This is a genomic window from Campylobacter sp. JMF_15 NE4 (assembly GCF_027737645.1).
Classification (GTDB): domain Bacteria; phylum Campylobacterota; class Campylobacteria; order Campylobacterales; family Campylobacteraceae; genus Campylobacter_B.
On sequence record NZ_JAOVTY010000002.1, the window covers coordinates 22,896 to 49,634 of the forward strand.

At 40.0% G+C, this 26,739-nt stretch carries 20 protein-coding genes and 4 tRNA genes; 17 read left to right on the top strand and 7 right to left on the bottom strand.

From position 1 onward, the window contains the following. Nucleotides 1–16 precede the first annotated feature (16 nt). Both OFN98_RS04385 and serS read right to left on the bottom strand, forming a co-directional pair. Nucleotides 17–6,535, bottom strand: coding sequence for a hypothetical protein (locus OFN98_RS04385; protein WP_270874199.1), 6,519 nt, complete (start codon nucleotides 6,533–6,535; stop codon nucleotides 17–19). Nucleotides 6,536–7,224: 689 nt separating this feature from the next. Further along, a complete protein-coding gene (gene serS, locus OFN98_RS04390) occupies nucleotides 7,225–8,478 on the bottom strand; it encodes a serine--tRNA ligase (protein WP_270874200.1) in 1,254 nt (417 codons plus the stop codon). 166 nt (nucleotides 8,479–8,644) lie between these two features. Between serS and OFN98_RS04395 the strand changes: the two genes are divergently transcribed. The 6 genes from OFN98_RS04395 to OFN98_RS04420 are packed head-to-tail and all read left to right on the top strand — an operon-like array spanning nucleotide 8,645 to nucleotide 12,109. Further along, the gene (locus OFN98_RS04395) at nucleotides 8,645–9,400 is read left to right on the top strand and encodes a DUF4198 domain-containing protein (RefSeq protein ID WP_270874201.1); all 756 of its coding nucleotides are present in this window, start codon (nucleotides 8,645–8,647) and stop codon (nucleotides 9,398–9,400) included. A 10-nt stretch (nucleotides 9,401–9,410) separates the two neighbouring features. After that, complete coding sequence (locus tag OFN98_RS04400; protein ID WP_270874202.1) at nucleotides 9,411–9,554, top strand: hypothetical protein; 144 nt, start codon at nucleotides 9,411–9,413, stop codon at nucleotides 9,552–9,554. Then, entirely contained in the window at nucleotides 9,544–10,134 is a 591-nt protein-coding gene (gene cbiM, locus OFN98_RS04405) for a cobalt transporter CbiM (protein ID WP_270874203.1), read from the top strand. The genes OFN98_RS04400 and cbiM overlap by 11 nt, the downstream gene beginning before the upstream one ends. Continuing rightward, entirely contained in the window at nucleotides 10,131–10,607 is a 477-nt protein-coding gene (locus tag OFN98_RS04410; protein WP_270874204.1) for a hypothetical protein, read from the top strand. Before cbiM ends, OFN98_RS04410 begins: the two co-directional genes overlap by 4 nt. 42 nt (nucleotides 10,608–10,649) lie before the next feature. Beyond that, nucleotides 10,650–11,282: an energy-coupling factor transporter transmembrane component T gene (locus OFN98_RS04415; RefSeq protein WP_270862235.1), complete on the top strand. Its 633-nt coding sequence runs from the start codon at nucleotides 10,650–10,652 to the stop codon at nucleotides 11,280–11,282. A 35-nt stretch (nucleotides 11,283–11,317) separates the two neighbouring features. Continuing rightward, nucleotides 11,318–12,109, top strand: a complete 792-nt coding sequence (locus OFN98_RS04420) for an energy-coupling factor ABC transporter ATP-binding protein (protein WP_270874205.1) — start codon at nucleotides 11,318–11,320, stop codon at nucleotides 12,107–12,109. On the opposite strand, the gene OFN98_RS04425 is transcribed toward OFN98_RS04420, so the two are convergent. From OFN98_RS04425 to OFN98_RS04440, 4 genes are all read right to left on the bottom strand, one after another. Then, nucleotides 12,088–12,164, bottom strand: a tRNA-Glu gene (locus OFN98_RS04425). The two genes, OFN98_RS04420 and OFN98_RS04425, sit on opposite strands and share 22 nt — an antisense overlap. Nucleotides 12,165–12,265: 101 nt before the next feature. Beyond that, a complete protein-coding gene (locus tag OFN98_RS04430; protein ID WP_270874206.1) occupies nucleotides 12,266–12,727 on the bottom strand; it encodes a hypothetical protein in 462 nt (153 codons plus the stop codon). Between the two features lie 10 nt (nucleotides 12,728–12,737). Further along, entirely contained in the window at nucleotides 12,738–13,544 is an 807-nt protein-coding gene (gene kdsA, locus OFN98_RS04435; RefSeq protein WP_270874207.1) for a 3-deoxy-8-phosphooctulonate synthase, read from the bottom strand. Between the two features lie 57 nt (nucleotides 13,545–13,601). Then, nucleotides 13,602–14,189, bottom strand: a complete 588-nt coding sequence (locus OFN98_RS04440; RefSeq protein ID WP_270865254.1) for a transglycosylase SLT domain-containing protein — start codon at nucleotides 14,187–14,189, stop codon at nucleotides 13,602–13,604. 118 nt (nucleotides 14,190–14,307) lie between these two features. Here OFN98_RS04440 and OFN98_RS04445 point away from each other — a divergent pair. The 8 genes from OFN98_RS04445 (at nucleotide 14,308) to OFN98_RS04480 (ending at nucleotide 18,491) form a co-directional block, all read left to right on the top strand. Further along, a tRNA-Val gene (locus OFN98_RS04445) sits at nucleotides 14,308–14,383 on the top strand. A gap of 5 nt (nucleotides 14,384–14,388) precedes the next feature. Continuing rightward, nucleotides 14,389–14,465: transfer RNA gene (locus OFN98_RS04450), tRNA-Asp, on the top strand. Between the two features lie 17 nt (nucleotides 14,466–14,482). Next, nucleotides 14,483–14,558, top strand: a tRNA-Lys gene (locus tag OFN98_RS04455). Nucleotides 14,559–14,665: 107 nt separating this feature from the next. Further along, nucleotides 14,666–15,592, top strand: coding sequence for an HlyD family secretion protein (locus OFN98_RS04460; RefSeq protein WP_270874208.1), 927 nt, complete (start codon nucleotides 14,666–14,668; stop codon nucleotides 15,590–15,592). Further along, on the top strand, nucleotides 15,589–16,332 hold the full coding sequence (locus OFN98_RS04465) for an ABC transporter ATP-binding protein (RefSeq protein WP_270874209.1): 744 nt from the start codon (nucleotides 15,589–15,591) through the stop codon (nucleotides 16,330–16,332). The genes OFN98_RS04460 and OFN98_RS04465 overlap by 4 nt, the downstream gene beginning before the upstream one ends. Nucleotides 16,333–16,362: 30 nt before the next feature. Further along, entirely contained in the window at nucleotides 16,363–16,503 is a 141-nt protein-coding gene (locus OFN98_RS04470) for a hypothetical protein (RefSeq protein ID WP_270874210.1), read from the top strand. Beyond that, a complete protein-coding gene (locus tag OFN98_RS04475) occupies nucleotides 16,500–17,624 on the top strand; it encodes an ABC transporter permease (RefSeq protein ID WP_270874211.1) in 1,125 nt (374 codons plus the stop codon). The genes OFN98_RS04470 and OFN98_RS04475 overlap by 4 nt, the downstream gene beginning before the upstream one ends. A 69-nt stretch (nucleotides 17,625–17,693) precedes the next feature. After that, complete coding sequence (locus OFN98_RS04480; RefSeq protein ID WP_270874212.1) at nucleotides 17,694–18,491, top strand: class I SAM-dependent methyltransferase; 798 nt, start codon at nucleotides 17,694–17,696, stop codon at nucleotides 18,489–18,491. Between the two features lie 32 nt (nucleotides 18,492–18,523). Here the strand turns inward: OFN98_RS04480 and guaA are convergent, their stop codons facing one another. Then, entirely contained in the window at nucleotides 18,524–20,059 is a 1,536-nt protein-coding gene (guaA, locus tag OFN98_RS04485; protein ID WP_270874213.1) for a glutamine-hydrolyzing GMP synthase, read from the bottom strand. Nucleotides 20,060–20,210: 151 nt separating this feature from the next. Here guaA and OFN98_RS04490 point away from each other — a divergent pair, with 151 nt between their 5' ends. From OFN98_RS04490 to OFN98_RS04500, 3 genes are all read left to right on the top strand, one after another. Further along, nucleotides 20,211–20,699 (top strand): hypothetical protein, encoded by a 489-nt coding sequence (locus OFN98_RS04490; RefSeq protein WP_270873833.1) that lies wholly within the window; start codon nucleotides 20,211–20,213, stop codon nucleotides 20,697–20,699. After that, the gene (gene uvrC / locus OFN98_RS04495) at nucleotides 20,665–22,470 is read left to right on the top strand and encodes an excinuclease ABC subunit UvrC (RefSeq protein WP_270874214.1); all 1,806 of its coding nucleotides are present in this window, start codon (nucleotides 20,665–20,667) and stop codon (nucleotides 22,468–22,470) included. The genes OFN98_RS04490 and uvrC overlap by 35 nt, the downstream gene beginning before the upstream one ends. A 147-nt stretch (nucleotides 22,471–22,617) precedes the next feature. Further along, on the top strand, nucleotides 22,618–26,730 hold the full coding sequence (locus OFN98_RS04500; RefSeq protein ID WP_270876628.1) for an ATP-binding protein: 4,113 nt from the start codon (nucleotides 22,618–22,620) through the stop codon (nucleotides 26,728–26,730). The last annotated feature ends 9 nt before the right edge of the window (nucleotides 26,731–26,739 follow it).

Here is a 26,739-nt window from a genome sequence, read left to right on the forward strand (position 1 = left end):
TTAACTGGCGTGAAAGTTACCAACTGATACGCCTATTGCGGTAGGTTCTTCCCGCACTTTCATTTGTGCCACCAGTTGAAGCACTTGCATCGCTTTCTCCTACAAAGTTACCGACATCATCTGCCTTACCTTTGATAGTACCTTCACCCATCCAAGAACCAGCAGGGTTAAATCTTACCTCAATAGGATTGAAGTATTGTGGCACACCTGAGACTGCATAAGGCGCAGCATAATCATGAACTCCAACACTCTCTTCTTCATATACCCTAGTTCTATCATGTGCAGGGGTATGGATAAGCCAAGGATTTGTAAGTATCCTGATAGTAGAAGCTGCGCGATTTCCAGAATTTATAGTAATAGTTTGAACTCCATTTACAAAACCAGCTCCATCATTTGGATTAGCCGCCGTAGCCACTCTTACACCTGCATTTGTAGATTTGTATCTAGAAACAAATCTATTGGCAATATTTGCACCTGTTGCGAAAGTATTTATAACCCAACCATTACTTTTATTAGTATTAATGAGCACATTAGGATTAAGGATTCCAAAAACATTTGCCGCAGGGACAAGATATTCTAAACCAGTTCTTGGTGCAGGCATAACAAAACAATCATTTAAATTGGTTTTACCACAATATAGATATTCGTTGATAGGAATTGATATAGGTGCGCCAGTTACACCTTCATATACATTTTCACCATCGCTTACATCGTAAGATTTACCATAGACAAAATATGCGTATGTTCCGATATTGTCAGCGAAATTTGTATATGGTGTTCCATCGCTATATGTCGCATCGTTAGTGCCATTTATCCTATTTATGACAGTCGCTTTATCTACGCCTTTTGCAATCCTCGTTATGTATTGATCAAAGTTTTCATTAAATATTTCAACTCCTGAACCCATTTCCACTTTTGAGCCTGCAATTTCAGACGCTGTATAAGGAATAATTTTTAAATCTTTATCAAATTTCGCCGGTTGAATTTTTCCATTTCCTCCATCAAGAGCCACACGAGAAAAGCCAAAATCACTAGCGTAAATTAAAACCGGCAAACTAGGATTTTTTTGCATTCTGTCAAAGTTAAAATAAACGGTTGCATTTGGAGTTTTACCCTCTTTAAATCCACGAGCCATCAAGGCAAAATTTGCTATTTTAGGATTCATTTGACTATCTGTATCTAACCTATGGACAAATCCGCTATTCAAACTCGCATCGGTATAATAACTAATAGCTTGATTTAAAGGTATAGGAAGCTGCCATTGATTAACACCACTAGTCATCTCTTCTCTAACACCAGTAGCAGTTATTTGTTTGACATTATACTTATAACATCTACTATCATAATTCGCACTAGCAACACACTCACCGGTAGTAAGGAAGGAAGTTCCACGAGGAATTCTAAATGACATTGTTGCTAAATCAGGATACGGAATATAATTTGATTCGTTTGTAATCGTACTAGCAGTAACCCCAGTTGCACAACGACCGTCGTTAGCACCAGTAGCACTAGCACAATCGTAACCAAATGTCACATCCACATCCATATCACTTGCAAATCCACAAACTTGTTGTGAAGTACCATTAGAATTTGTCGCCATTCTTCCATCATACAATGTAGCCACTATATCCTTATAAACGCTATCATCTAAATAAGCAACAGCATTGAATTTCAACATAGCTAATTGATCTAGCTGATTTGTTACCGCTTTATTATTAGCTGGATTAACATAATTTGTACCATCTCCAAGCACATCAATAAACAAATTATTCTCTATATCAACAGAGTTAAAATATGTGAAAGCAGCGGTTGTAGCACCGGTTATATTGTTGTCATAACTACTAAAACGCGAAGCATTTGCATCATAAGCAGTAGTAGCATCAGGAATACCGTCGCCATCAGTATCTTCACCAAGCCAAGACAATCCGTATGTTCCATTATCCAAACTGGTCATAGAAATTCCAATTTTTTTTGGTTGATATCTAAGCACTAGTCCCAATGCTTTTTCTGCGTCTTTATCGCTAGCTTGTTTTATACCGACATCACAACCGATTCTACCTCTATCATCATGGACATTGCTAGTAGAGTTAATTACACATTTTGTTCCCCAATACTTATCTCGCATATCCTGGCTCTTAGGTGCAGGTTGTTCCCTAGAATCAAAGGTTTGATCTGCATAATCATCTGTCCATGAGTTGTCATAGATATTTACCATTACATCGCCGACATTATAGTAGTTAAAAATTTCGCCCTTTGGATTATCTTTATTTTTATCAGCATACAATGTCGAAGTATATAAAGCAGCTGGGCGTTTATCTTTTTTATTTGCCTCCAAAAGACCTTGTGCTCTAAGTTCATTTGCATTATATCTTTTGAGTTTGGCTGCACCATCTGTAACATTGATATTTTTCACACTAAAATCAGCTATCATACTTATGGCGTCTTTATCCCAAACCCTATCATATTTTGCATCAAAATCCTTGCCATTTATTAAACAGTTTTCGATTTTAGTAACTTTACCAAATTCTGCATCTTTATTGCCTTTTGAGAGTTTAGATACAGCATTGCTATCTAACTCATATTTACCTTCGCCATATTTATATACTAATCCAGCATAAGGCACAGGCACATTTGCACAAGTTCCAACTGTCGATTTAAGTCCGTCTTGATCTGCCAATTCCTTTTCTATATAATAAGATTGTCCAGATATATTTTCACGGCAAGCACCAGAAATAAATGGTTTTAGGTAAGTCGCAGTTTCTCTATATGCCAAATACGCAGTATCTTTATCTACATCCAAAGAAGCATTTGTGTAACTATCTCTCTGGCTAAATCTAAGTTTGCTTAGATCTCCACCTAAAATACCATAATAGTTCGGCACTGAATTGCCTTTATAGCTCTTTGCATAAAATACCTTGCTTAGCACATCAATATTTGATTTATAATCTCCACCTACACGCAAATTATTGCTATTTCTTTCATCTAATTTCTCGGTAATATCACCAGTAGCGGCAGGATTTACTAATTTTGCATATTTATCGGTAGCACTCATATCTGCTTCGAAATACGCAGGTCTGACTACGAAGTTATCACTATCACAAATATGGAAAGACCCGTCAGCTGACATCTCTGTTCCGAAATACGACTGAGCGGTTTCGATCTCAGATAAAATCTTAGCCAAATCCGCATTAAAGGCTTCTCTTTCATCTTCAAATTCATCATTGCCCGATGTATCATTTAACCACGCAAGCTCTAATTCGCGTTTTTTAGGTTCTTCTAGCTCTATTTTATATCTGCTTACCCCATATCGTTCAAGTAGATTAGTTACAGATTGTGGCAAATCCATTTTTTTGTTTATATATTTTTCATATAAACGCTCTGTTTGCAATCTGATATAATACTGTGTTACATTTTCGATAGCGACAGGTTCGTCATCGACATACTCATATAAAACAGTGCCATTGACATCAAGAGCCAAATTTTCCAAATTTATCGGTCTAGTCGCAACGAAATTTTCCAGTCCTCTTGGATAGTAACTAAACATAAATGTTACACCCTTAAAGGCATCTTCTATCTCCACCTCATCGATAGGAACGATTAGTTTCTCATCTGTTTGTTTCTCTTGGAATTTCGTATTATGATCGACTCCTCGCACACCGTTGAATTTAAACGGAAGCTTTGTTTTGTTATCGATATAGTAGCAACTACCCTTGTCGCTAGCTCTAATTGCAGATAAGAAAATCGGACCTTCTAGGTCAAATTTTTTCAAGCTACCATCAGCATTAGGATAGTCGATTCCCATTCTACCATTTGGCAACTCTTTTGTATTTATAGGTACGCAATGTTCGCCTACACGATGAAAAATATTACTAAACGCATCGCACAAATCTACGCGAGAATTCTTTTTATTCCAATCAGAGCAATCGCCTGTTTCATTATCCAAATTCTCAGTAGGGCATGGGAACAAATCATTAATATCAGGTCTAAATACCATATTTACCTTAAACGGCAACTCTGCTACTTGGGTATATAGTCTGTCATCTTGTTTATTTGTCTTATCTGTATCTTTTAAATCTTCAAAATTTTGATTTACAATTTTAAGACCATTTAAAAACGCAATTTCTACATCTTGGGGTTTTTCACCCTCACACATCGAAAGCTCAGCTTCTGGCAGAGTAATAAGCTCTGTCGAATTAGCAAGTCTCATCTTATAAGTAACTCTATAACTAATAGGATTATACAGATAAGTGTTGCCGACAGTAGCGTTAAACTCGATATATGCAGACTCTCCGATTTCTAGCCTACCACCTCCATTAGGGTTATCTTTTCCACTAGATCCAGCATTGCTTCCTAGATAAAATCTCGGAGTATTATTTACAAGCTTCATCAAAGTCTTGCCATTATAGCTAGCTATCGGGTTTGTATTGTTGGCTCTATCTTTTTGAGTAGAGTATGCACCAGGTAGATTATCGGCGATATATACATAGTCTAGTTTGTTTGCTTCACTTATTTTCTTAGATTCTAGCGTAGTATTATCTACACCAGATGAATTTGGTTGATAGGTATTATAAGCACCTTTGTTTAGCTGGACTTCTAGGTCATACGCAACTTCGCCGCTGGCGTCATAGTTGCGAATCTCTGTTCGATAATACAGCGTCTCACCCGCTACTACGCGTTGCACGGTAGGGATATTGCTATCTGGGGTAGTTTTTTTCTCACCAGTCTTCCAATCATAAAATCCCATCCAACCGCTCGTATCATAAAATCTCTGAACATAGCATAGTTTAGGGACATACATATCGATTGAAACACCCATAAACGAAACCATAGAACGGTTTGTAGTTCCGCCAGGGTTTGGAGCGGCTACTATTCTTACCGCCATTTTATTTTGTTCCTTTCGAAGCCTATCTGAAATATCAAATTCATCTAAGTCAAAACCTTGATGATAACCACTTGCGCCATTAAGCACATATTCTCCATCGCTATTTACTGTCAGCCAAGTCTTTGAACCATTAAAGAAATTTGGGCTATTATAATCGTTAGTATCTAGCCTAGTGACATTTTCCATATTTTCTGCGATAAAAATACCTTCACCTTGATTTGGACTTAAACCACCATTTGCGCCCAAGGCTCCCATTATCAGTTTGCCTTTGATATCACCACTTTTTGGAGTAAAAAATCCAGTCAAAGCATAACTAGCTGTAATATTTTTATTTCCAGAAGTATCTGGTTCTAGCGATGTTAGACCATCATATAAAGTAATATTTTTTGGTTTAAAATATGTATCCAAATATTTTTTTGCAGCATCTCTATTGCTAGCACCTACCTTACTAGGATCAGCAAGAAGTTTTTGTTGCGATCTCATACTCTTATCATATACTACTACTAGTTGCCAGCCACCAAATGGCAAAAGCCTAGCATGCGGCTTATTCATCCAACCACCATCTAAATTTCCTGCCATAGCAGCATCGGCTGGTCTATATACTTGGTTGCTTATGCCATCGCCGCCTTTTCTTGGATCTACGGAGCTAGCATTGATGTTACCGACTGCTACATTTATAGTCTCATCATAATCTGTAAAATTTGCCTTAATTTTATCGGTAATATCAGCAGAGCAGTTATACATCATAGCATATCTTTGATAATTACCATTTAAACCACCCCTAGATGAATTATAGGCAAAGTATCCATTGCAAATTTCTCTACTAACATCATAAGTAGAACCAGCAATCTTTACCTTTACATCTTGGTAGCCTTTAATCTCATCTATTTTAAGAACCTTAGGCAATCTTTTACAATTAGCCCTTTGGTCTAATTTGCCCTCTCTTTTTAGCTTCGCGACCTCATCTAACTCAGCTTGCGTGCAGTTCTCAGGACCATAAGAGTCTTTTAACACTTCGTTATCGTTATACAAATGACCATACCAATAAAGTCTCGCAAAGACAATATCATCTTTCGTCACACCCTTTGGAAGCTTAACCGTATCAGCAGCACTATTCTTGGTCCCGCTTATGCCACCATCGGTGATATAACCAGCTTTCCAATTATCGTCAGTCTCACCAAGAGTACCAGTTCCTCTAAGTGGCATAGGGTTAATGATAGGCTTACCAGCTGTTACCATATCGCCATATACATAGGTGCCACTTCCACCAAATCTCTCTTTAAGCGCACTACTTTGATCATAAATATTTATAAAATCCACATCGCTAAAATTTACTAATTGTTTCTTTCCGTTTTCATCATACCACTTATTTTGCGAACCATCTGGATTTGTCGGGGCAAGACCTCCCCATAGATTAGTCCCCGTCGCCTTTCCACCGTATGTAATATCTCCTAAATGAGCCCCACGAGAATCAGAGGGAATCTCGCCGCTATTTGGAATCTCATTTGCTCTTTCGAAAGCTGGTACTATCTTGATATGATGAGTATCGTCATAATCCGCATACGCATCATCATCTGCGAACGCGCCAACGCTAACTCCAAACAAAATCAACATAGCAGATAACGCCCTGCTAAATACCTTTTCTTTTTTCATAATATGACCTCCATCATTTTATGTGTAAAAATTTTCTCTATTTTATTACTAAATCGCTTAAAATAAATATAAATTTAACCTTTGAAAATGTGAATAATCAAGGCATTTAGCGGATTTTTTATTTTTGTTATTTGGGCAAATTTATTTGCGTGCAAATTTACAAACGAAAAAATGCAAATTTGGCGCAAAGAATTTTAAAGTCGTAGATTGCTTCGTCGCTATGCTCCTCGCAATGACAATAGCGAGCAAATTTTGTCTGATTTGTTATTGCGAGAATTTGCGAGCGTGAAATTTGTTTAATCTGTCATTGCGAGCTTTCGCAGAAAGCGAAGCAATCTACGAGCAAGAATTACCAAAACGCAAATTCCGTGTCATTGCGAGACGGCAACGCCGTCGAAGCAATCCAGTAAAATTTAGAGTGAGTTTTTTAAAATTCCATAAAATATAAATTCCGATAAATTTTTCTGCGAATTAAAATTTATTTGAATTTCCCTGGATTGCTTCGGCGTTACACGCCTCGCAATGACAAAAAATTCAGCGTTCGGTAATTTTAAGTCGTAGATTGACTTTGTCGCTATGCTCCTCGCAATGACAAAATAAAATAAATTTTACTTCGCTTACAATGACGATAAGATTTCGGCGCAGTATTTCAGGGTGACAGATCATGTGTCATTGCGAAAAGCCAAAACCTACATATATTTTTCTAAAACTTTTGGAATTTCGATTGTGCCGTCGGCGCGTTGGTAGTTTTCCATGACAGCGATTAATGTGCGACCCACTGCCAAAGATGAGCCATTTAGCGTATGCACTAACGCATTTTTCTTGTTTTCATCTTTATAGCGGATTTTCGCGCGTCTAGCTTGAAAATCACGACAATTTGAAATCGAGCTAATCTCTCTATATTTATTTTGTCCGGGAAGCCAGACTTCAAGGTCGATAGTTTTTGCCGCACTAAATCCAAGATCTCCGCTACAAAGCACCATGTGGCGATGCGGTAAGCCCAAAGAAGCTAGTAAATCACTAGCGCAAGAGACCATTTCATCTAGCATTTTTGCGCTATCTTCTGGCTTCGTAATCGCCACAAGCTCGACCTTTTCGAACTGGTGCTGACGAATCATACCCCTAGTATCGCGCCCTGCGCTACCGGCTTCTTTACGAAAGCAGTGGCTGTAACTCGTAAGCTTTATCGGCAAATTCGCGCTTTCGATAATCTCATCGTTGAATAAATTCGTCGCTGTAACTTCGCTCGTAGGTATGAGATACAAATTTAGCTCGTCGCTATCTACTTTGTAAAGATCGTCTTTAAATTTGGGTAGCTGTCCTGTGCCGTAAAGTATCTCATCACGCACCAAAAACGGCATATTTACAAGCTCAAAACCACGGCTGTTGTTAAAATCAATCATATAATTTATCAACGCCATATTTAGCTTCGCACCAAGCCCACGAAGTGCGGTAAAACGGCTACCGCTAAGCTTCACGCCTCGTTCGAAATCTAGCCAACCAAGGCTTTCGCCTAGCTCGAAATGCTCTTTTGGCGCAAAGTCAAATTTACGCGGTTCTAGCACGGTTTTTACGCAGACATTTTCGTTTTCATCTGCGCCAAATGGGACATCATCATCGATGATATTTGGCACGATGGCTGCCACACTATTTAGCTTTTCTTCGCACTCGCTGACCACTGCGCCGAGTTCTGCGATTTTTGCCTTGTTTGCGTCAAGTTCGGCTTTTAGGGCTTTCATGTCGCCACCATTTCGTGCGATTACGCCCATTTCTTTACTTTTGGCGTTTTGCACGGCTTGCAAATTTTCTAAATTTGTCTTTTTTTCTTTTAGTTCGTTGTAAGCATCAAGTAGGCTTTTTAGCGTGTCTGCGGGGACTTTTTTGGCGATTAGTTTTTTATTAAATTCGTCAAAATTCGTTTCGATTAGTCGTAAATTTATCATATCTTTCTCCGTGAAATAAAAATTTTTGGATTTTAGCGAAATTTTACTTTAAAAATATAAAGTGGGCAAATTTAAGCGAAATTTTATAATATCTAAAAATTTTTAGTGTTATTTTAAGCTAAATTCTGTAATATTACGAAACCGAAATTTTTCACAAGGAGCGAATATGAAATTTAAAATTTTATCCCTTCTAACCTGCGCTGCAACTGCGTCATTTGCGCACTTTGGCGTAGTTTTGGCAGATAGTGATACTATCGAAGACGAAGCCAAAAACAAGCTAAATTTAGTTTATGAATTCACTCACCCTTTCGAACAAAATCGCATGAATTTAGAAATTCCAAATGTGGCTGAAATTTGGATAAATGGCGAGAAAAAGCCGTTTTTGCAAAATTTAAAAGCGCAAAAAGATGGCGAAAACGCTTATTTCACAGCCGAATTTGAGGTAAAAGAACCGGGCGTTTATCAATTTTATTTCGATCCAAAGCCATATTTCGAACCAGCCGAGGGAAAATTTATCCGCCACCAAAGTAAAACCATAATCGACGCTTACGGATACGGCGATGGCTGGGACGAGCCAGTGGGGCTAAAAGCCGAAATCGTGCCACTTACGCGCCCATTTGGACTATATGCGGGAAACTCGTTTTGCGGGACAGTATTATACAAAAATGCCCCAGCTAAGGGCGTAGAAGTCGAGGTCGAATACTACAACAAATCCGCCCTAAAAGCCCCTAGCGAGGACCATATCACGCAGGTTGTAAAGACTAATGCAAACGGGGAATTTTGCTTTACGATGCCTTTATCTGGGCATTGGGGCTTTGCGGCCTTAATCGACGATGACGAAAAAATCGCGCACGAGGGCAAGGAATATGGCGTCGAGCTTGGCGCGGTGCTTTGGGTGCAGACCAAAGACTACGAAAAATAGGGATTTGCGCGTGAAATTCAGCGTAAAATTTAGAGCGAAATTTAGTATGAATTTAAGCGAGAAATTTGGCGCAAATTTTGCCCATAAATTTAGCTCAAATTTGAGCGAAATTTCATTTAAAATTACGAAATTTAGGACATTAAATGCACATTAGCGAAGGCGTTTTACCAAGCGAAATTTTAATATCAGGCTGGGCGATAAGTGCGCCCGTGGTGGCGTATCTCGCATACCGCTTAAAAGTAGAGAAAATCCCGCAAGTAGCGTGTATGAGCGCGATTTTTTTCATCGCCTCGTTTATCCATTTGCCAGTGGGCGCAAGCTCCGTGCATTTGATTTTGGGCGGATTAATCGGCGCAGTATTGGGTGCTGACGCGATTTTAGCGATATTTGTGGGGCTCATGCTCCAAGGGGTTTTCTTTGGATTTGGTGGGATTACGATTTTGGGCGTAAATACCGCAATCATCGGCTTTCCAGCCGTTTTGGGCGCAGTGTTTGTGCGTGCGTGGGGAGGCGCCAAAATGCCCGCCACGACGGCGTTTTTCCTAGCAGGAGCGGTGCCGATACTCATCTCGACGCTACTTTTGGATTTAATCCTTTTTGCTAGTGGCAAGGAATTTTACACAATCATCACGCTAATCTCGCTAGAATCGGCAGTTTTGGCGGTTTTGGAGGGGATTATCGCGCTGTTTGCGCTGAAATTTATCGTGCGGGTAAAAAAGGAAATTTTGCTATGAAAAGGCTCATTTTTGCGCTGTTTGCGTTAGCTTTGGCGAATACTGCCCCGGCTCACTCGCTCAAAGTTTTCGCCAGCCAAGACGGGGAAAATGTGCGCATAAAAAGCTTTTTTTATGGCAATTCGCCCTGCCAAAACTGCGATGTGAAAATCAGCCAAAACGGCGCAGTATTACTGGAATCAAAAACCGATAAAACTGGCGTTTTAAGCCTAAATTTGGGCGCTGGGGAATACGAAATCGAAATTTACGGCGGCGCAGGTCATGCGAAAAAAATAAATTTCAAAGTGGAAAATTTAGGTGAAAATTCGCAAAATTTGCAAAGCCAAAATTTAGATCAAAATTCGAGCGAAATTTTGCAAAATTCGCTCGAACCAAAAAATTCATCAAACCAAAATTTATTAAATTTTGCGCTTAGTTTGGCTATAATTTTCGCGATTTTTGGCGCACTCTACGCCATAAAAAAACGCAAATAAGGATCAAAAATCAAAACTTTTAACCCCTGCCAAAACGCCGCAATTAGCCTACTTTGCTTTGTGATTTATAGCTTTTTTGTCGCACTTGGGGGCAAAATTTATCTTAGCTATTTTTTGCCAGTTTTGGCTCTTTTGGCGCTAAATTTCGCCGATTTTAAAGAGATTTTTAAAAAACTTGCGATTTTAAATATTTTTGTATTTTTTATGATACTAAGCGCGCTAATAGCGCAAAATTCGCACTTTGCACTGCTTGTGTTTTTTCGAGCAAATTTGATTATGCTTTTTGCGATTTTGATTTTTTGGAAGCGGGACGAGTATTTTTTGGCGCGTGGGGTGCGAAATTTAGGGCTTGGGGATAAAATTTCATCTATTTTTTATTTTTGCGTGAAATTTATCGCATTTTTGCGCGCTGAGTTAGAACGCCAAAAAACCGTGCTTTTGGTGCGTGGATTTAGGGCGAAAAGTTCGATTTTTAGCTACAAAACCTACGCAAACTGCGTCGCGCTACTGATTTTAGGGGCGTTAGGCAGGGCAGAAAATTTGCAAAATGCCCTGATTACGCGCGGGTTTAGCGGGAAATTTTTCTTCGCCAAAGAGAAATTTGGCGCACTTGAAATCGGATTTTTATTTTTTGTATTAATTTGCCTTTTTGCAAGGCTTGGAGAGATGATTTGAGCTGTTCGGTAAAACTTAGAAATTTAAGCGCGAAAATGGGCGAGAGAGCCCTTTTTGCGGGGCTAAATTTAGATGTCGCGCACAAGGAAAAAATCGTAATCTTGGGCGAAAATGGTCGCGGAAAAACCACGCTTTTGGAGATTTTGTGCGGGTTAAGGGCGCCTAGTGGCGGAGAGATCGAGATTTTTCACGAAAAAATTTCTAGCGTCAAAGAGTTTGCGAAATTTCGCCAAAATATCGGGTTTTTGTTTCAAAACTCCGACGAGCAATTCATCTGCGCCAATGTCTTTGACGATGTCGCATTTGGGCTTAGGGCGCGAAACGAAGCGATAAAAAAGGGACAAAATGAGGGCGCAAAAAAGGCTAAAATTTTAAAATTTTTCCGCAAAAATTCGGGCGGAAATTTAGGGGAAAATGTCAGCGAAAATTCCAGCGAAATTTTCACCACACCGCACAATCACCACATAAAACCACGAAAAATTTTAAGCGAAGACGAGATAAAAATCCAAGTTGATGAGATTTTGCAACGCTTTGGAATCTCGCATTTAAGGGACGCCGTGCCATATCATCTAAGCGGCGGCGAGAAAAAACTCGTAGCACTTGCTGGGGTGATCGTGTGCGAGCCTGAGATAGTTTTGCTCGATGAGCCCACGACTGGGCTTGATTTTGCTATGCAATCGCGCGTCGCAAAAATCCTCAAAAACCTCGATCTTAGCGAGATTATCGTAAGCCATGACGAGAAATTTATAGGTGCCGTGGCGGATAAAATTTACACATTGGGCGAAAACGGATTATTTAGCGCAAATGGCGAGCCTTGCGGGATTTGAACCACGCGTTTCTACACTGAGAATGTAGCGTCCTGGGCCGCTAGACGAAAAGCTCAAAAAATATGAATTATACTATTTTTTTGCTAAATTTTGCTTTTACTCTAAATAAAATTAAAAATTTCGGCAAATTTAAAGGCGAAATTTGCCAAAATTTAGCTATTTGCTGTGTAGTTGCGTCTCTACAATCTCTTTTTTGCAAGTTTGCAAATCTACCCTATAAAGAAACGCCGTGTAAATCGGCGCATAGGTATATCCATTGAAAACAGTGCCATTTTCTTTTAAACCATATTTGAAACATAAAGTCTCTCCTACTTTTGCCACGATTGTTTCGCCCCACTCAGGGATACCAACATAAATTTTCGTTTGTATATTTGCAGGAATTTCGACTTTTGCATACGCCCCGTTGCTTATCGTGCCGATTTCTTTCGCGCCATCTCCATTATCATAGTAAGCCGTAGTGCGCACCAACGCCCCCATGGCACTTGTTTGTCTATAAACATAAACTACGGCATTATTATTTTGCGGTTCGACAAAATGCTCAAATTTCGCGCCTTTTGCACCACAACCACTCAAAAAAATCGCAAAAAGTATATAAAATATATAAATTGTTTTAGACATTACAGCCCCTTTAAATTTCAAAATTCAAAGCCCTTTTAATCGCCAAAATTTCATTAATATTTTTTTCTAATTCGTTCAAATTTAGCATATTTGGCCCATCGCACAAGGCTTCGCACGGATTTAAGTGAGTTTCGTAGAAAAACCCATCGACCCCCACGCTAGCAGCTGCGCGCGCTAGATATGGCACAAATCTCGCGTCTCCGCCACTTGTGGCGCCGTTTGCACTTGGCATTTGCACGCTGTGTGTCGCGTCGAAAATCACGGGCGCGAACTCACGCATTATCGGGAAACTTCGCATATCTACGACGAGATTTCCGTATCCAAAGGTGCTTCCCCTTTCGCACAGCCACACGCCGTTTTCTTTGGCAGCCTCGTAACCTGAGCTTTTTACGCCACGCGTTTCAAGGACTTTTTTCACGCTGTGATTCATCGCCTGCGGTGCGAGAAATTGCCCTTTTTTGATATTTACTACCGCTTTTGTTTTAGCAGCGGCTACGAGCAAATCAGTTTGACGGCACAAAAATGCCGGGATTTGCAAAGCGTCAGCGACCTCCGCCACAGGCGCAGCTTGGGTGCTTTCGTGGATATCGGTTAGGATTTTAAATCCAAATTTTTCCTTCACTTCGGCTAGTATTTCGCAGCCCTTTTTAAGCCCCGGACCGCGAAAGCTCGAAATGCTCGTGCGGTTTGCCTTATCAAAACTGCTTTTAAAATAAAAATCGATCCCGTCCATTTCGTGAAATTTGCGAAGCTTCTCAGCCACCGCGAAAATTAGCTCTTTGCTTTCGATGACGCAAGGTCCTGCGATTAAAATCATTTTCTATCCTTTGTTTAAATTTTGGCTATTTTAACCAAATTTAATTAATAATTAATCTTAATACGGCTTGCCAAACATCTTCTCGTAATGCTCGTAAAATCGCTTGTAGTAGGGGTTGGAGTAGCGTTTGCGCATACCGTAATTATAGCACTCGATTGTGTCTTTTATGTTTTTATTTTTGGCGTTCCAGCATTTGCGCAGGATTTTGGCGCATTTTGTGAGATTATAAACGGGATTGAAGATATAATCAATCTCGCTTTTGTCGAAATTTACGGCATTTAACTGCCCAAGTCCCACATCGATAGGAAAGCCGTCCTCGTAGAGTTCTTTTGCGATTTGGATTGCGTAGGCTTCGTTTATGGGGTGGATCGCCACGACCCATTTGGAGCGATTTAGGCTGTAATTGCTAGTGCGAATTCGCGCATTTGGACTGCTTAGGGTGGCGAAATAATCAGCGTTTGCTTTATTTGTGAGAAATGAAATCGCAAAGGGGTTAAAATCGCTTTCGATTTTTACGATTGTGTATAAAATTTCGGGTTTGACACCCTCGTTTGTGGCGACATACGCGATGGAATTTGTAATATCTGCGTGCGAATACCCAAACAATCGTAATGAAAAAAATAAAATCAGTATAAAATTTCTCATAACTCTTTCTTATTAAATTTAGCTTTGCGTGAGTATAGCAAAAAATTCGATTTTTTTCTCCAATTTAAGCGAAATTTAATATCAATCGATATATAATCACACTTCATTTTTAATAAATGGTCGCTTAGCTCAGTTGGTAGAGCGCCACCCTTACAAGGTGGATGTCATAAGTTCGAGTCTTATAGCGACCACCACTTGTGCGATGGTAGTTCAGCTGGTTAGAATGCCGCCCTGTCACGGCGGAGGTCGTGGGTTCGAGCCCCATCCATCGCGCCACTTACTTTACAATCCGTGTCTTGCTAGCTCAGTCGGTAGAGCATCTCACTTTTAATGAGGGGGCCGTTGGTTCGAATCCAACGCAGGACACCACTTTTTTATCCACATAATTTTTAATCCTTAAAGTGTTTGGCTTAAAACCTATATAAATTTTATTTTTCTTTTGATATAATCGCCAGATTTCAATTTTTGGGTATTTTATGAAAAATTTCTTTTTGCTAATTTTCTTTTTTTCGTTTGCTAACTCGCAAGAGCTACTAAATGGCTACATAGAGGCTGAATTTACCTATATTTCGCCGTATAATTCTGGGATTTTAGATGAAATTTATGTCCAAAAAGGGCAAGAAATTTCGCCAGAAGATAAACTTTTTTGCGTAGATAAGGCTCTTGGCGAAGCAAATGTCAAAATCGCCCAAAACGAGGTAATTAAGGCAAAATCAAACTACGAAAATTTAATCAAAGGCAAAAGACAAAGCGAAATCTCTGCCCTCAATGCCCAGTTAAATTCCGCTAAAATCGCACTCGAAAACGCACAAAAAGAGTTTTTTAGAGCGCAAAATCTTTTCAAATCAAACACCATAAGCAAATCCGAATTCGACCAAAAATCTGCGAATTTCGACACTGCAAAAGCCAAAGTTGCGGAATTTGAGGCAGTGTTACAAACAGCTAACCTTGGCGCAAGGGACGATGAAATCGAAATCGCAAAAACAAATATCGCCATTGCTGAGCAAAATTTAGAAAAAACAAAATTAATCTTTGCCAAAAACACAGCCGTCTCGCAACACAGCGGTCAAATTTACGATATTTATTTCAAAAAAGGCGAATTTGTCGGCGCAAATAGCCCGGTTTTATCGATTTTAGAACCGCAAAATATCAAGGTCAGATTTTTTGTGCCACAAAAAATCCTTGCAAAGCTCAAAATCGGCGATGAAATCGGAGTTTCGTGCGACGGCTGCGAGGGCGAAAAACCAGCTGTGATCTCGTATATCTCGCCAAGCGTTGAATTTACTCCGCCCGTGATTTACAGCGTCGCAAGCAGAGAAAAAATGGTCTTTATGCTCGAAGCGACCTTTGCGCCAAACACCGAATTTAAGCCGGGTTTGGGCGTTAGCGTGAGAATAAAATGAGCGAATTTGCAATCGATGTTAGCGAGCTAAGAAAAAGTTTCGGCGGCAAAGAGGTCATAAAAAATATCTCGCTTCAAGTCCCGCGTGGCAAAATTTATGGATTTTTGGGTCCCAATGGCAGCGGCAAAACCACGACAATCAGGCTAATTTGCGGACTTTTGACCCCAGATAGCGCAAAAGGTCAGGTTTTAGGATACGATGTTTTGAGCCAAAGCGATAAAATCCGCGAAAAAGTCGGCTACATGACCCAAAAATTCAGCTTTTGGGAAGATTTGACGATAAGGGAAAATTTAGAATTCGTAGCCAAAATTTATCAAATCCCAAATTCGAAAATAATCATCGACGAAACACTTGCAAACTTAGGCCTTATGGATAGACAAAATCAGCTAAGCAGGGGACTTTCTGGCGGTTGGAAACAAAGACTTGCGCTTAGTGCTTGCATACTGCACAAGCCTGAAATTTTGTTGCTTGATGAGCCCACGGCAGGCGTCGATCCAAAGGCTAGGCGCGAGTTTTGGGACGAGCTTGGCAGGCTCAGGGACGAGGGAATTACCACACTTGTGAGCACGCACTATATGGACGAGGCTGAGCGTTGCGATGAGTTGGTCTATATCGCAAATGGCAAAATCGTCGTCAAAGGCACGCCAAAAAGCGTCGCTAGGCAAACTGGGCTTTTTTCGTTTATACTTGGCGGAATAAATTTGGCAAATTTGGCGCAAATTTTGCAAAACATGGACTAAATCACCACCACAGCGATGTTTGGAGAGAGTTTGCGAATTTGTGGCGAAGATGAGCAAAGGCTAGAAAAAATCCTGCAAACCTATAAATTTAAGCACGAACTTTCGTGGCAAAAAAGCGAGGTTTTGCTAGAAGACGCCTTCGTGTATTACCTAAAAAAGGCGCTTAAATGAAGCTAGCGCGCATAAAAGCCCTCGTCAAAAAAGAACTAATTCAGCTAAGGCGCGATAAAACCACATTTGGCATGGTCGTGGCGATCCCGATAATTTGGCTTTTGATGTTTGGTTACGCCATAAATATGGACCCCAAAAACCTGCCCATGGCGCTTAATTGCAGGGACAATTCGCCGCTTAGCAGAAGCATTGTAAGTGGGCTTGAAAATTCGGGCTATTTTAGGATAGTCGCCGAAATCTCAGATGACAAAACTGGCGAAAAGCTCCTAAAACAGGGAAAAGTTTTGTTCGTGCTAAATATAGGCGAAAATTTTACCAAGGGTATAATCCGCGCTGAAAATCCTAAAATTTTGCTTCAAGCAGACGCTAGCGATCCAGTGGCTGTATCGTCGGCTATAAGCGCGATTTCTGGGGTCAGCCAAAGCGTGATAAATAAAGAATTTAAAGGAAATCTGGCTCATCTGCGCACCAAAAATCCGCCATTTGAAATTCTGCTTCACCGAAATTTCAACCCGGAGGGATTTACGAGATATAACATAATCCCTGGGCTAATCGGCATGGTTTTGATTTTTACCGGCGTTATGATGACGGCACTATCGCTGACGAGGGAGCGCGAGCTAGGCACGATGGAAAATCTGCTCTCCATGCCAGTAACCCCGCTCGAAGTGATGATTGGCAAAATCACGCCGTTTGTTTTCATCGGCATTGTGCAAACCTCTCTCATAATCATAATGGCGAAATTTCTCTTTGAAGTGCCTATTTTAGGCTCTTTGGCACTGCTTTTTTTCTGTTCGTTTATTTTCATTGTTTGCAATTTGGCATTAGGATTTTTGATATCGACAATCGCCAAAAACCAGACCCAAGCACTGCAAATGTCGGTTTTCGTAATGCTTCCATCAATGCTATTAAGCGGGTTTATGTTCCCATTTTTAGGCATGCCAAGCTGGGCGCAGTTTTTGGGACAGTGTTTTCCACTGACATATTTTTTGCGAATTTGTCGCGCGATAATGCTAAAAAACGCGCAATTTGCCGATGTTTTGCCAAACCTTGCCCCGCTTTGCCTAATCGTGCTTGTAATCACCGCCCTGACGCTAAAAGCCTACAAAAACACATTGGACTGAGAAATTTAAGCATTTTTTGATAAAATATATCGTTATTGAAATTTAGAAAATCCCGTAAAAAGGATATTTATGCAAAATAAAATCGCAAATACGCTATTTATTCCGTTGATTGCAAGAATTCATGCAAGTAAAAATTTCAAGCAGTATTTTTACGATGAAACTGCGATGAAATTTGAAGATAAAATCCCGCAAAAATTCCTAAAAATTTCGTCCGAATACGAGTCTTTGGCTTCTGCTGCAAGATACTATGAAACCGACATTATAATAAAGGATTTCATTGCCACGCACGGCGTTTGCAATGTCGTAAATTTGGGCTGCGGCTTGGAGACTTTGGCGTTTCGTTTTGGCAAAAATGGGGCGAAATTTTACGGCGTTGATTTGGCAGAAGTTATCGAATTTAGGCAAAATTTACTCCCACAAAATGATAATGAAACTCTGATTTCTAGCGATTTGTTTGATATGAAATGGAGCGAAAATTTTGATAAAAGCTTGCCTACGATTTTTGTCGCAAACGGCGTTTTTATGTATTTTACCGAGACAAAAATATTAAATTTAATCGCAAATTTAAAGGCAAATTTTAAAAATTCCGAGCTTATTTTTGACGCTACGACAAAATTTGGTATAAGATGCGCGAATTTTTATGTTGGGCGCTTTGGCGAAAATATGGCTAAAATGGAGTTTTTCGTGCAAAACAGGGACGAATTTGCTAGTAAGTGCGAGTGTGAAATTTTAAGCAAAACGCCGTTTTTCATCACTGCACGAAAAATGCTAAAAAATAAAACAAAACTCTCCACTCGCCTTACAATGGCATTTGTGGATAAATTTGATTTGGCGTTTATTTTGAGATTAAATTTGCGAAAAAAATAAAAAGACGGGCAAAACGCCCGTCAAATTAAAAATTACTCCCACTCGATGGTCGCAGGCGGTTTGGACGAAATATCATAAACTACTCTATTTATGCCCTCAACTTCATTTATAATGCGGCGTGAGCAGTTTTCTAGCAGGTCATAAGGAAGACGCGAAAAACTAGCCGTCATGCCATCGCTCGCATCGACTACGCGGATACAAACTGCATTTTCATAAGTGCGGTTATCGCCCATGACGCCGACACTTCGGACATTTAATAACACGCAAAATGCTTGCCAAGTTTTATCATACCAACCGCTTGATTTTAGCTCTTCTCTTAAAATCACATCTGCTTTGCGAAGTAGCTCTAAATTTGGCGTATTTACTTCGCCCATAATGCGAATCGCAAGGCCCGGTCCCGGGAAAGGGTGGCGGAAAACGACATCTCGCGAAAGCCCAAGTTCAAGCCCAAGTTGGCGCACTTCGTCTTTGAAAATCTCTCTTAACGGCTCGATTAGCTCAAATTTCATCCACTCAGGCAGACCGCCTACATTGTGATGGCTTTTTATCGTCTTACTTGCCCCGCTTGGAGAGCTTTCGATCACATCGGTATAAAGTGTGCCTTGTGCTAGATATTTTACATTTTCAAATTTTTTGGCTTCCCTATCAAAAACTTCGATAAAAGTCTCGCCGATGATTTTGCGCTTTTTCTCAGGTTCAGTTACGCCTTTTAGTCGGCTTAAAAACAGCTCGCTCGCATCGACGCTGATTAAATTCACGCCAAGTTTGAGTTTAAACATCTCTTCGACTTGCTTTGCTTCATTTGTGCGAAGAAGTCCGTTATCTACAAAAACTACGATTAAATTCTCTGGCACCGCATGAGCAAGCAGAGCTGCCACCACAGAGCTATCCACGCCACCACTTACGGCACAAAGGACTTTGTCATTGCCTACTTTTGCTTTTATTTTTGCGATTTGCTCTTTTGCGAAGCTTCCCATATTCCAAGTGCTACTTAACCCGCAAATCTCTTTTGCAAAATTCTTTAAAATTTGATCTCCAAACTCGCTGTGTTGCACCTCTGGGTGGAATTGCAATGCGTAAATTTTCTTCGCATCATTGCCAAACACGCACCACTCGCTCTCGTCCGAACACGCCAAAACCTCGAAATCCTCTGGCAGGCTAGCGACCTTGTCCGAGTGGCTCATCCACACGGTCGAGTTATCGCTCACGCCGTTAAAAAGCTTGTTTGAACGAAGTAGTTTTAGGCTTGCTTTGCCAAATTCTTTTTTCGCTGCTGGCACGACAGAGGCGCCGAAATGCTGCGCGATTAGCTGCATACCATAGCAAATCCCAAGTATAGGCAAACCTAAATCAAAAATTTTCTCATCACAAAAATAAGCGTCCTTCGCATACACGCTCGCTGGCCCACCGCTTAAAATCAAGCCTTTTGGGTTTTTCGCCAAAATTTGCTCGATTGAAGCATCAAATGGTATGAGCTCTGTATAAACACCTTGTTCGCGAAGCCTACGCGCGATAAGTTGCGTGTATTGCGAACCAAAATCCAAAACTAAAATGTCAGCTGTTTGCATATTTTCCCTTCATTAAAATTTCACTGATTATAACTAAATTTAGCCATTATTTGGTTACCTTGCTCGAATTTGAGTCTGTGCTATAAAACGGATCGGCTTTGTATCCGCACCCACTAAGCAAACCTAAAATAAAAAATGCTAAAATCAACTTATGGAAACTAAAAGTATTAAACAAATCATTGCACATGTGAAAAATAGTCCTTTATACGCCAAATTTCGTGCCAGAGAGAGTTTTATTAAAATTTTGCCCAAAAACTGGCAAAAAATCATAGCCTTTATCTACACCAAAAATGACATTTTGATGATAGCTGTGAAGCACCCAGCAGGACTTCAAGAGCTAAAACGAGATAGTAGTATAAAACTGATAAAAGATATATTAAAAATCTTTGCCAGCGTGCATAAATTTGGCGAATTTCACCCTGATATGGATGTGAAAATTTTCGTCGCTACCAAAACAATGAGCAAAAAGCGCAAGCAAGAACTCGCACAAAAAAAGGCAAGTAGTAGCGATGTGCGCGTGGCAGAAAAATCACAGGGCAAATTCACAAACAATATCAAAGATGAAAAAATTCATAAAATTTTTGAAGAAATAAGAGAGATTATCATTGCTAATCGACGAAATCAAATCCCTACCCGCTAATCCCGGCATTTATCAGTATTTCGGCGCAGACGGGAAATTGCTCTATGTGGGCAAGGCAAAGGTGCTAAAAAACCGCGTCAAAAGCTATTTTAGCTTCACTCCCACGCTCGCTCCAAGCCCACGCCTTGGCGCTCGAATCGCAAAAATGATAAGCGAAGCTGTGCATTTAGAATACATCATCACCCCAAGCGAGAGCGACGCGCTGATTTTGGAAAATTCCTTTATCAAACAGCTCAAACCCAAATATAATATCCTTTTGCGCGACGATAAAACTTACCCTTATATCTATATAAATTTAAACGACGAATTTCCGCGCTTTGAAATCACGCGCAAGGTGATAAAAGGGGCGAATATTCGCTATTTCGGACCGTATTTTCACGGCGCAAAGGAAATTTTAGAGACGCTTTATATGAAATTTCCGCTCGTGCAGAAAAAAAATTGTATCAAAGACAAAAAAGCCTGCCTGTTTGCTCAGATTGGCCGCTGTAAAGCCCCGTGCGAGGGCAAAATTTCAAGTAGCGAATATAAAAAAATAGTTGAAGAAGCGTTAAATTCGCTCAAAAATCCGCAAAAAATGGTGCCGTATCTAAGCTCGCTAATGCTTAAATTTGCCGAAAATGAAAATTTCGAAGAAGCTGCCAGCATGCGCGATAAAATCGAAATTTTAAAACAAATGAATATCAAAGTCGAGGTGGATTTAGCAAAGCTAGATGATTTTGAAGTATTTGCGATTGCTGGGGAGGCAAATTTGATTTGTGCTGTGCATTTTAGCGTGAGAGAGGGCAAAATTTCGGCCTCGAACTATCACATTTCTCACCTAAAAAACGCAAACGATGACGACGCAAAAAACGGCTACAAACAGCTCATTTTAAGCGCATTTCCAGGGGGTTCGCCCGTAGCATGCTCTAAAATTTATTGCTACGCTGAATTTGACGACAAGGCGCTTGTGAGCGAAATTTTAGCCAGCAGGCATGGCAGAAATTTTAGCATTATCGTCCCGAAAATCGGAGAAAAACGCAAAATTTGCGAAATCGCCTACCAAAACTGCCAAATAAACATAAAAAAATATCTCAAAACGCATGATTACGGATTTTTAGCAGAATTGAAAGATTATTTTGGCTTGCAAAATTTGCCTGTAAATATCGAAATTTTTGATAACTCGCACATGTTCGGAAGTGCGCCAGTAGGGGCAATGGTCTGCTATAAAGAGGGCGAGTTTTTCAAAGAAAATTATCGCCACAAACACCTAAGCTCAAACAACGACTACGACCAAATGAAGGAATATCTCACCTCGCGTGCGCTTAAATTTGACGAGCTTGGCGCGCCTGATTTGTGGGTGATTGACGGTGGCGAAGTTTTGTTAAATTTAGCTTACGACATTATTTCGAGCGTGGGAGCAAATGTCGATGTAATCGCGATTTCAAAGGAAAAATTAGGCGCCAAAGCTCACCGCGCCAAAGGATCTGCAAAGGATAAAATTTGCACAAATAATGGAATTTTTGCACTCCAACCAAACGATAAAAAATTACAATTTTTCCAAAAATTAAGGGACGAGGCACACAGATTTGCGATCTCATTTCATCAAAAAACAAAACGCAAAAATGACTTAAATAGCTCAAAACTCCTAAATTTGGGGCTGACGCAAGGCAAAATCAAAAAACTTTTAGATTTTTACGGAAGTTTTGAAAATATATATTTGGCAAATTTTGATGAAATAAAAAGCTTAATCGGACAAAATTTTGCTGAAAAATTATTCAAATTCCGCCCATAAAACAGCCAAACAAAGCTACCTTTAAAGATTTTTAGAGTAAAATCCGAGATTAAATCTTTGAAATACAGTTTTCATTTTTCTTTGTAAAGCTTATTTTGAGGTTGAAATTTCACTTTTTTGCATTTTGCAAAATACGAAGGATGTTTTATGAGACTAAATACTTCTAGCGCTCTTAAAATGGTTGCGTGGGTTCCACTTTTAATCATTTTTGTCGTTGCGTCTTGGTATTTGTATGATGCTGCGAGGTTGTATAAAATCAACGAAAACCTCAAGCATAAAGTCGATATCTCAGCTGCTTTGTATGACTTCTACGAGGAGTTTGCCAAAGAGCGTGGTATCACAGCGGCGTATCTAGGTAGCGGTAACAATGTCGGTCTTGGCTCTGTTCTTAAAACACAACGCGCCAAAACTGATAAAGCATGGCAAGATTTCCTTGACTATCACGCTCAAACACACGAACAAGACAATGCTCTTCACCAACTTTTCATCGAGCACTCAGAGGCACAATCTGCTGCGATTGATCAAATTACAAATTTGATTGGCAGACTTCCTGAGGTTAGAAAAAGCATTGACAATCGTGACAAAGTATTCGTTGAGTTATTCGATGAGTATTATGATAAATTTGACGAGCAAATGACTGCCTTCCGTGATACTATCAACGAAAACTTGTATTCAGCCGATGTTGGTACTCTATCGCTTACTCTTGCAAACATGTATGACACGATCTCTGGAACAGCTGCGGTTCGCGATGTTAGTATCGAATACATCATCTCAGGTAGCCCACTTCCTAGGGAAGAGATTGATCACTGGAAAGAGCACGCATGGACATCAGAAATGCCTGACCTAGTCATCGCTACTCACTATGCTGCTACTGGTGAAGATATCGCTATCAAAGGCGAGCTAGAAGAGTATTTCGCTAAACCTGAAAATGAGCAAATCGCCGAAAATGCACAAAATGCAATGAGAACGATTGAAACTCAATTAGCAACTGGCGAGTATGATATTCCATTTAACGAGTGGTTTAGTATCCAATCTAAAAAATATGCAATGCTAGACGAAGCTGTTAAAATGACTTCTAACGCACTACATGAGCGTGTTGATACTCACTCAGCGCAACAACTTCAAACATTGATTTTCGCTGCTGCTGCGTTCTTGCTATCACTTATCCTAGTTGGTTTCTCAATCGCCGTCGTTAGACGCATTAACAGAAACATCAACGACCTTGGAAGGGTTCTTGGTAGAGTTGGTGAGCTTTCTAACAACAACGAGCAATTCGATATCAACACAGCTGACGGTATCGACAAAGCCTACTCGCTTATCGAGGACGCGATCGACTTCATTGCCTTGCAAAAAGCAGAAGCCGAGGATGCTAACAAAGCGAAATCTATCTTCCTTGCGAATATGTCACACGAGATTAGAACTCCGCTTAATGGTATTATTGGATTTACAGAGTTGCTCAAAAACACAGATTTGGACGAAGAAAAACGCGATTATGTCGATACAATCGAAAAATCATCTGAAAACCTTCTAACCATTATTAATAACATTCTTGATGTTTCTAAAATCGAAAGCAATAAAGTTGAGATTGAGGATATTTTATTCAACCCAATTCAAGATTTCGAAAGTGCTGTTGAGATCTACGCTGCGAAAGCTGCTGAGAAAAACATCGATATCTTGCTTTACATTGACCCTACGCTGGTTCATCACCTATACGGCGATATTACTAAGATTAAAGAAGTTCTTATCAACCTTATGTCAAATGCCGTTAAATTTACACCAGAGCAAGGTAGCATTGCTGTTAATATCGTCAGAGAAGAAGAGAAAAACCCTGGCGAAGCTATCGTAACATTTAGCGTCGAAGATACAGGTATCGGTATCTCTGAGGATAAACTAGCAAATGTATTTAACGCCTTCTCACAAGCTGATTCTACAATCACTAGAAAATACGGCGGAACCGGTCTTGGTCTAACCATTTCATCTAAATATGTTGCGATGATGGGTGGTAAGTTGCAAGTTAAATCAACAGTTGGTAAAGGAACGAAATTCTTCTTTACTCTACCACTTAAAGAGACTCAAAAATCAGACGCAGAAGAGATGTTTGCTCACATCAGTGGCTTAAATTTCGCACTTCTAGCAGATCCTAACGATGTAATGTATAGCGATGTCGTTAAGAGATATGTAAATAATCTAGGTGCAAAAATTTCAGTCTTTAATTCAAGCGCGCAACTTCGCTCTGCACAAAACAATAACTCTTTTGACGCGTTGATTACTAGATTTAAAAACTATGGCGATGTAAGCAATACTACGATTTTACCTACAATCCTAACTCTAAAACCAAAAGAGTTACAAAGTATTAGCATTACAAACCCTAGAATTTTCACTCTATCTGAGCCAGTGAACTTATCAAAACTAGGCAAAACAATAGACAAAATTCAAAAATCTGGTTCATTAAAAGCTAGACCAGCAGCGGCAGCAGCGGCAGCGCCAGTAGTAGAGGAGCCTAGCCTATCTGCTATCGCTGATGAATCACCAATTATCCCAGATATCACTCTTGATGAATCGCCAATCGTCGAGGAAAGCCCTATCGTAGAAACTCCGATAGTTGCAGAAGAGATGATTATGGAAGAAGCTCCACTAGCCGTAGAAGAGCCAAAAATAGAAGAACCAAAAGTAGAAGAACCAAAACCATCTAGCTCATCAGCAGATGAATTGCGTGCAATTTTACAAAACAGACACAGAGGCACAGCTAGCGAAGCAAGCTTCGTATCTACACCAGAGCCTGCAATCTCAGAGCCAGTTGTAGAACCTAGCGTAAGCATCGAGCCTGAAATCCCAGAGATTAGAACTGATATTTCTGATATCACTCTTGATATCCCTGAAACACCAAATGTCGAGGTAGAAATCCCTGAGATTACAATTGAAGAGCCGGTTGTGGCACCGGTTGTAGAAGCAGAAAGCCAAGAGATTGAAATTTCAGATATCGAAGCTCAAATCAGCGAGCCAGAAGTAGCAATTCAAACTCCTGAGATCAAAGTAGAAGCTCCAAGCGTAGAAGTTAGCGCTCCTGTGGTAGAACCGGTCGTAGAGCCTGAGCCAGTAGTCGAGCCAGTTGCTGCGGTTGTAGAACAAGTAGTAGAACAAGTAGTTGAGCCAGTCGTAGAAAAAGTAGTCGAGCCAGTGGTAGAAACAGTCGCTCCTGCCGCAGCAGCTACTAAACAAAGAGTAATCGAAGAAATCATCGAAGTTCCTGTTACAATCTACGAGGAAGTTCAACAAGAAGAGACAATTATGGTTGAAGAGGAAGTTGAAGTCGAAGAGGAAGTTGAAGTTCCTGCTGAGCACAATCCAAACGATGACAATGTTCCTATGGTTAATCGCAAATACGCTGCTAAAATTCTAATCGCAGAAGATAATGAAATTAACCAAAAACTTATGAAGCACACATTAAACAGCTTCGAAATGGATTTAACGATCGTAGAAAACGGCTTGTTGGCACTAGAAGCTAGAAAATCAGGCGAAGAGTATGATTTGATTTTTATGGATATTTCAATGCCTGTAATGGACGGTATCGAAGCAACAAAACAAATCAAACAATACGAAGCAGATAACAACCTACGCCATATCCCAATCGTAGCCGTTACAGCTAACGCGCTAAAAGGCGATAGAGAGAAATTTATGGCAGCTGGCTTAGATGAGTATTGTACAAAACCGATCAAAAAAGACATTTTGGCTAATATGCTTAATGACTTTATCGGTGACAAACGCTCTGACGCGGCTCCTGCTGGTGGCACAGTCAAACAAATAGTCAAAAAACTTGTAAAACGCCAAGTTCCAAAAACTATTTTAAAAACCGTGAAAGTACCTAAAACGATAATGAAACAAGTTCCTAAGAAAACTATCGTTAATGAGCCAGTAGCACAAGCTGTAAAAGCAAAAGATGTCTTGATTTGTAAAGCAAATGTCATGGAAAGCAAAATTTTCGCAAGCATTTTGAAACACCAATACAAAGATGTTGATATGGCTGCAAATTTTGAGCAACTAATTTCTATGGCAACTAACGATAGCTACAAATTGGTATTGATAGATAAAAAACTAGCTGGTATCGATTTCGCTGCCCTAGAAAATCTACACCAAAAAGCGCCAAATACAAATCTAGTATTGTTCTCTAACGACAACGACGAGAACCCTGCATTTAGCGAAGTTGTTACTTACAATATCACTAAATCTGGCCTAGAAAAACTTGCGCAAAAATATATATAAGGGATAGTT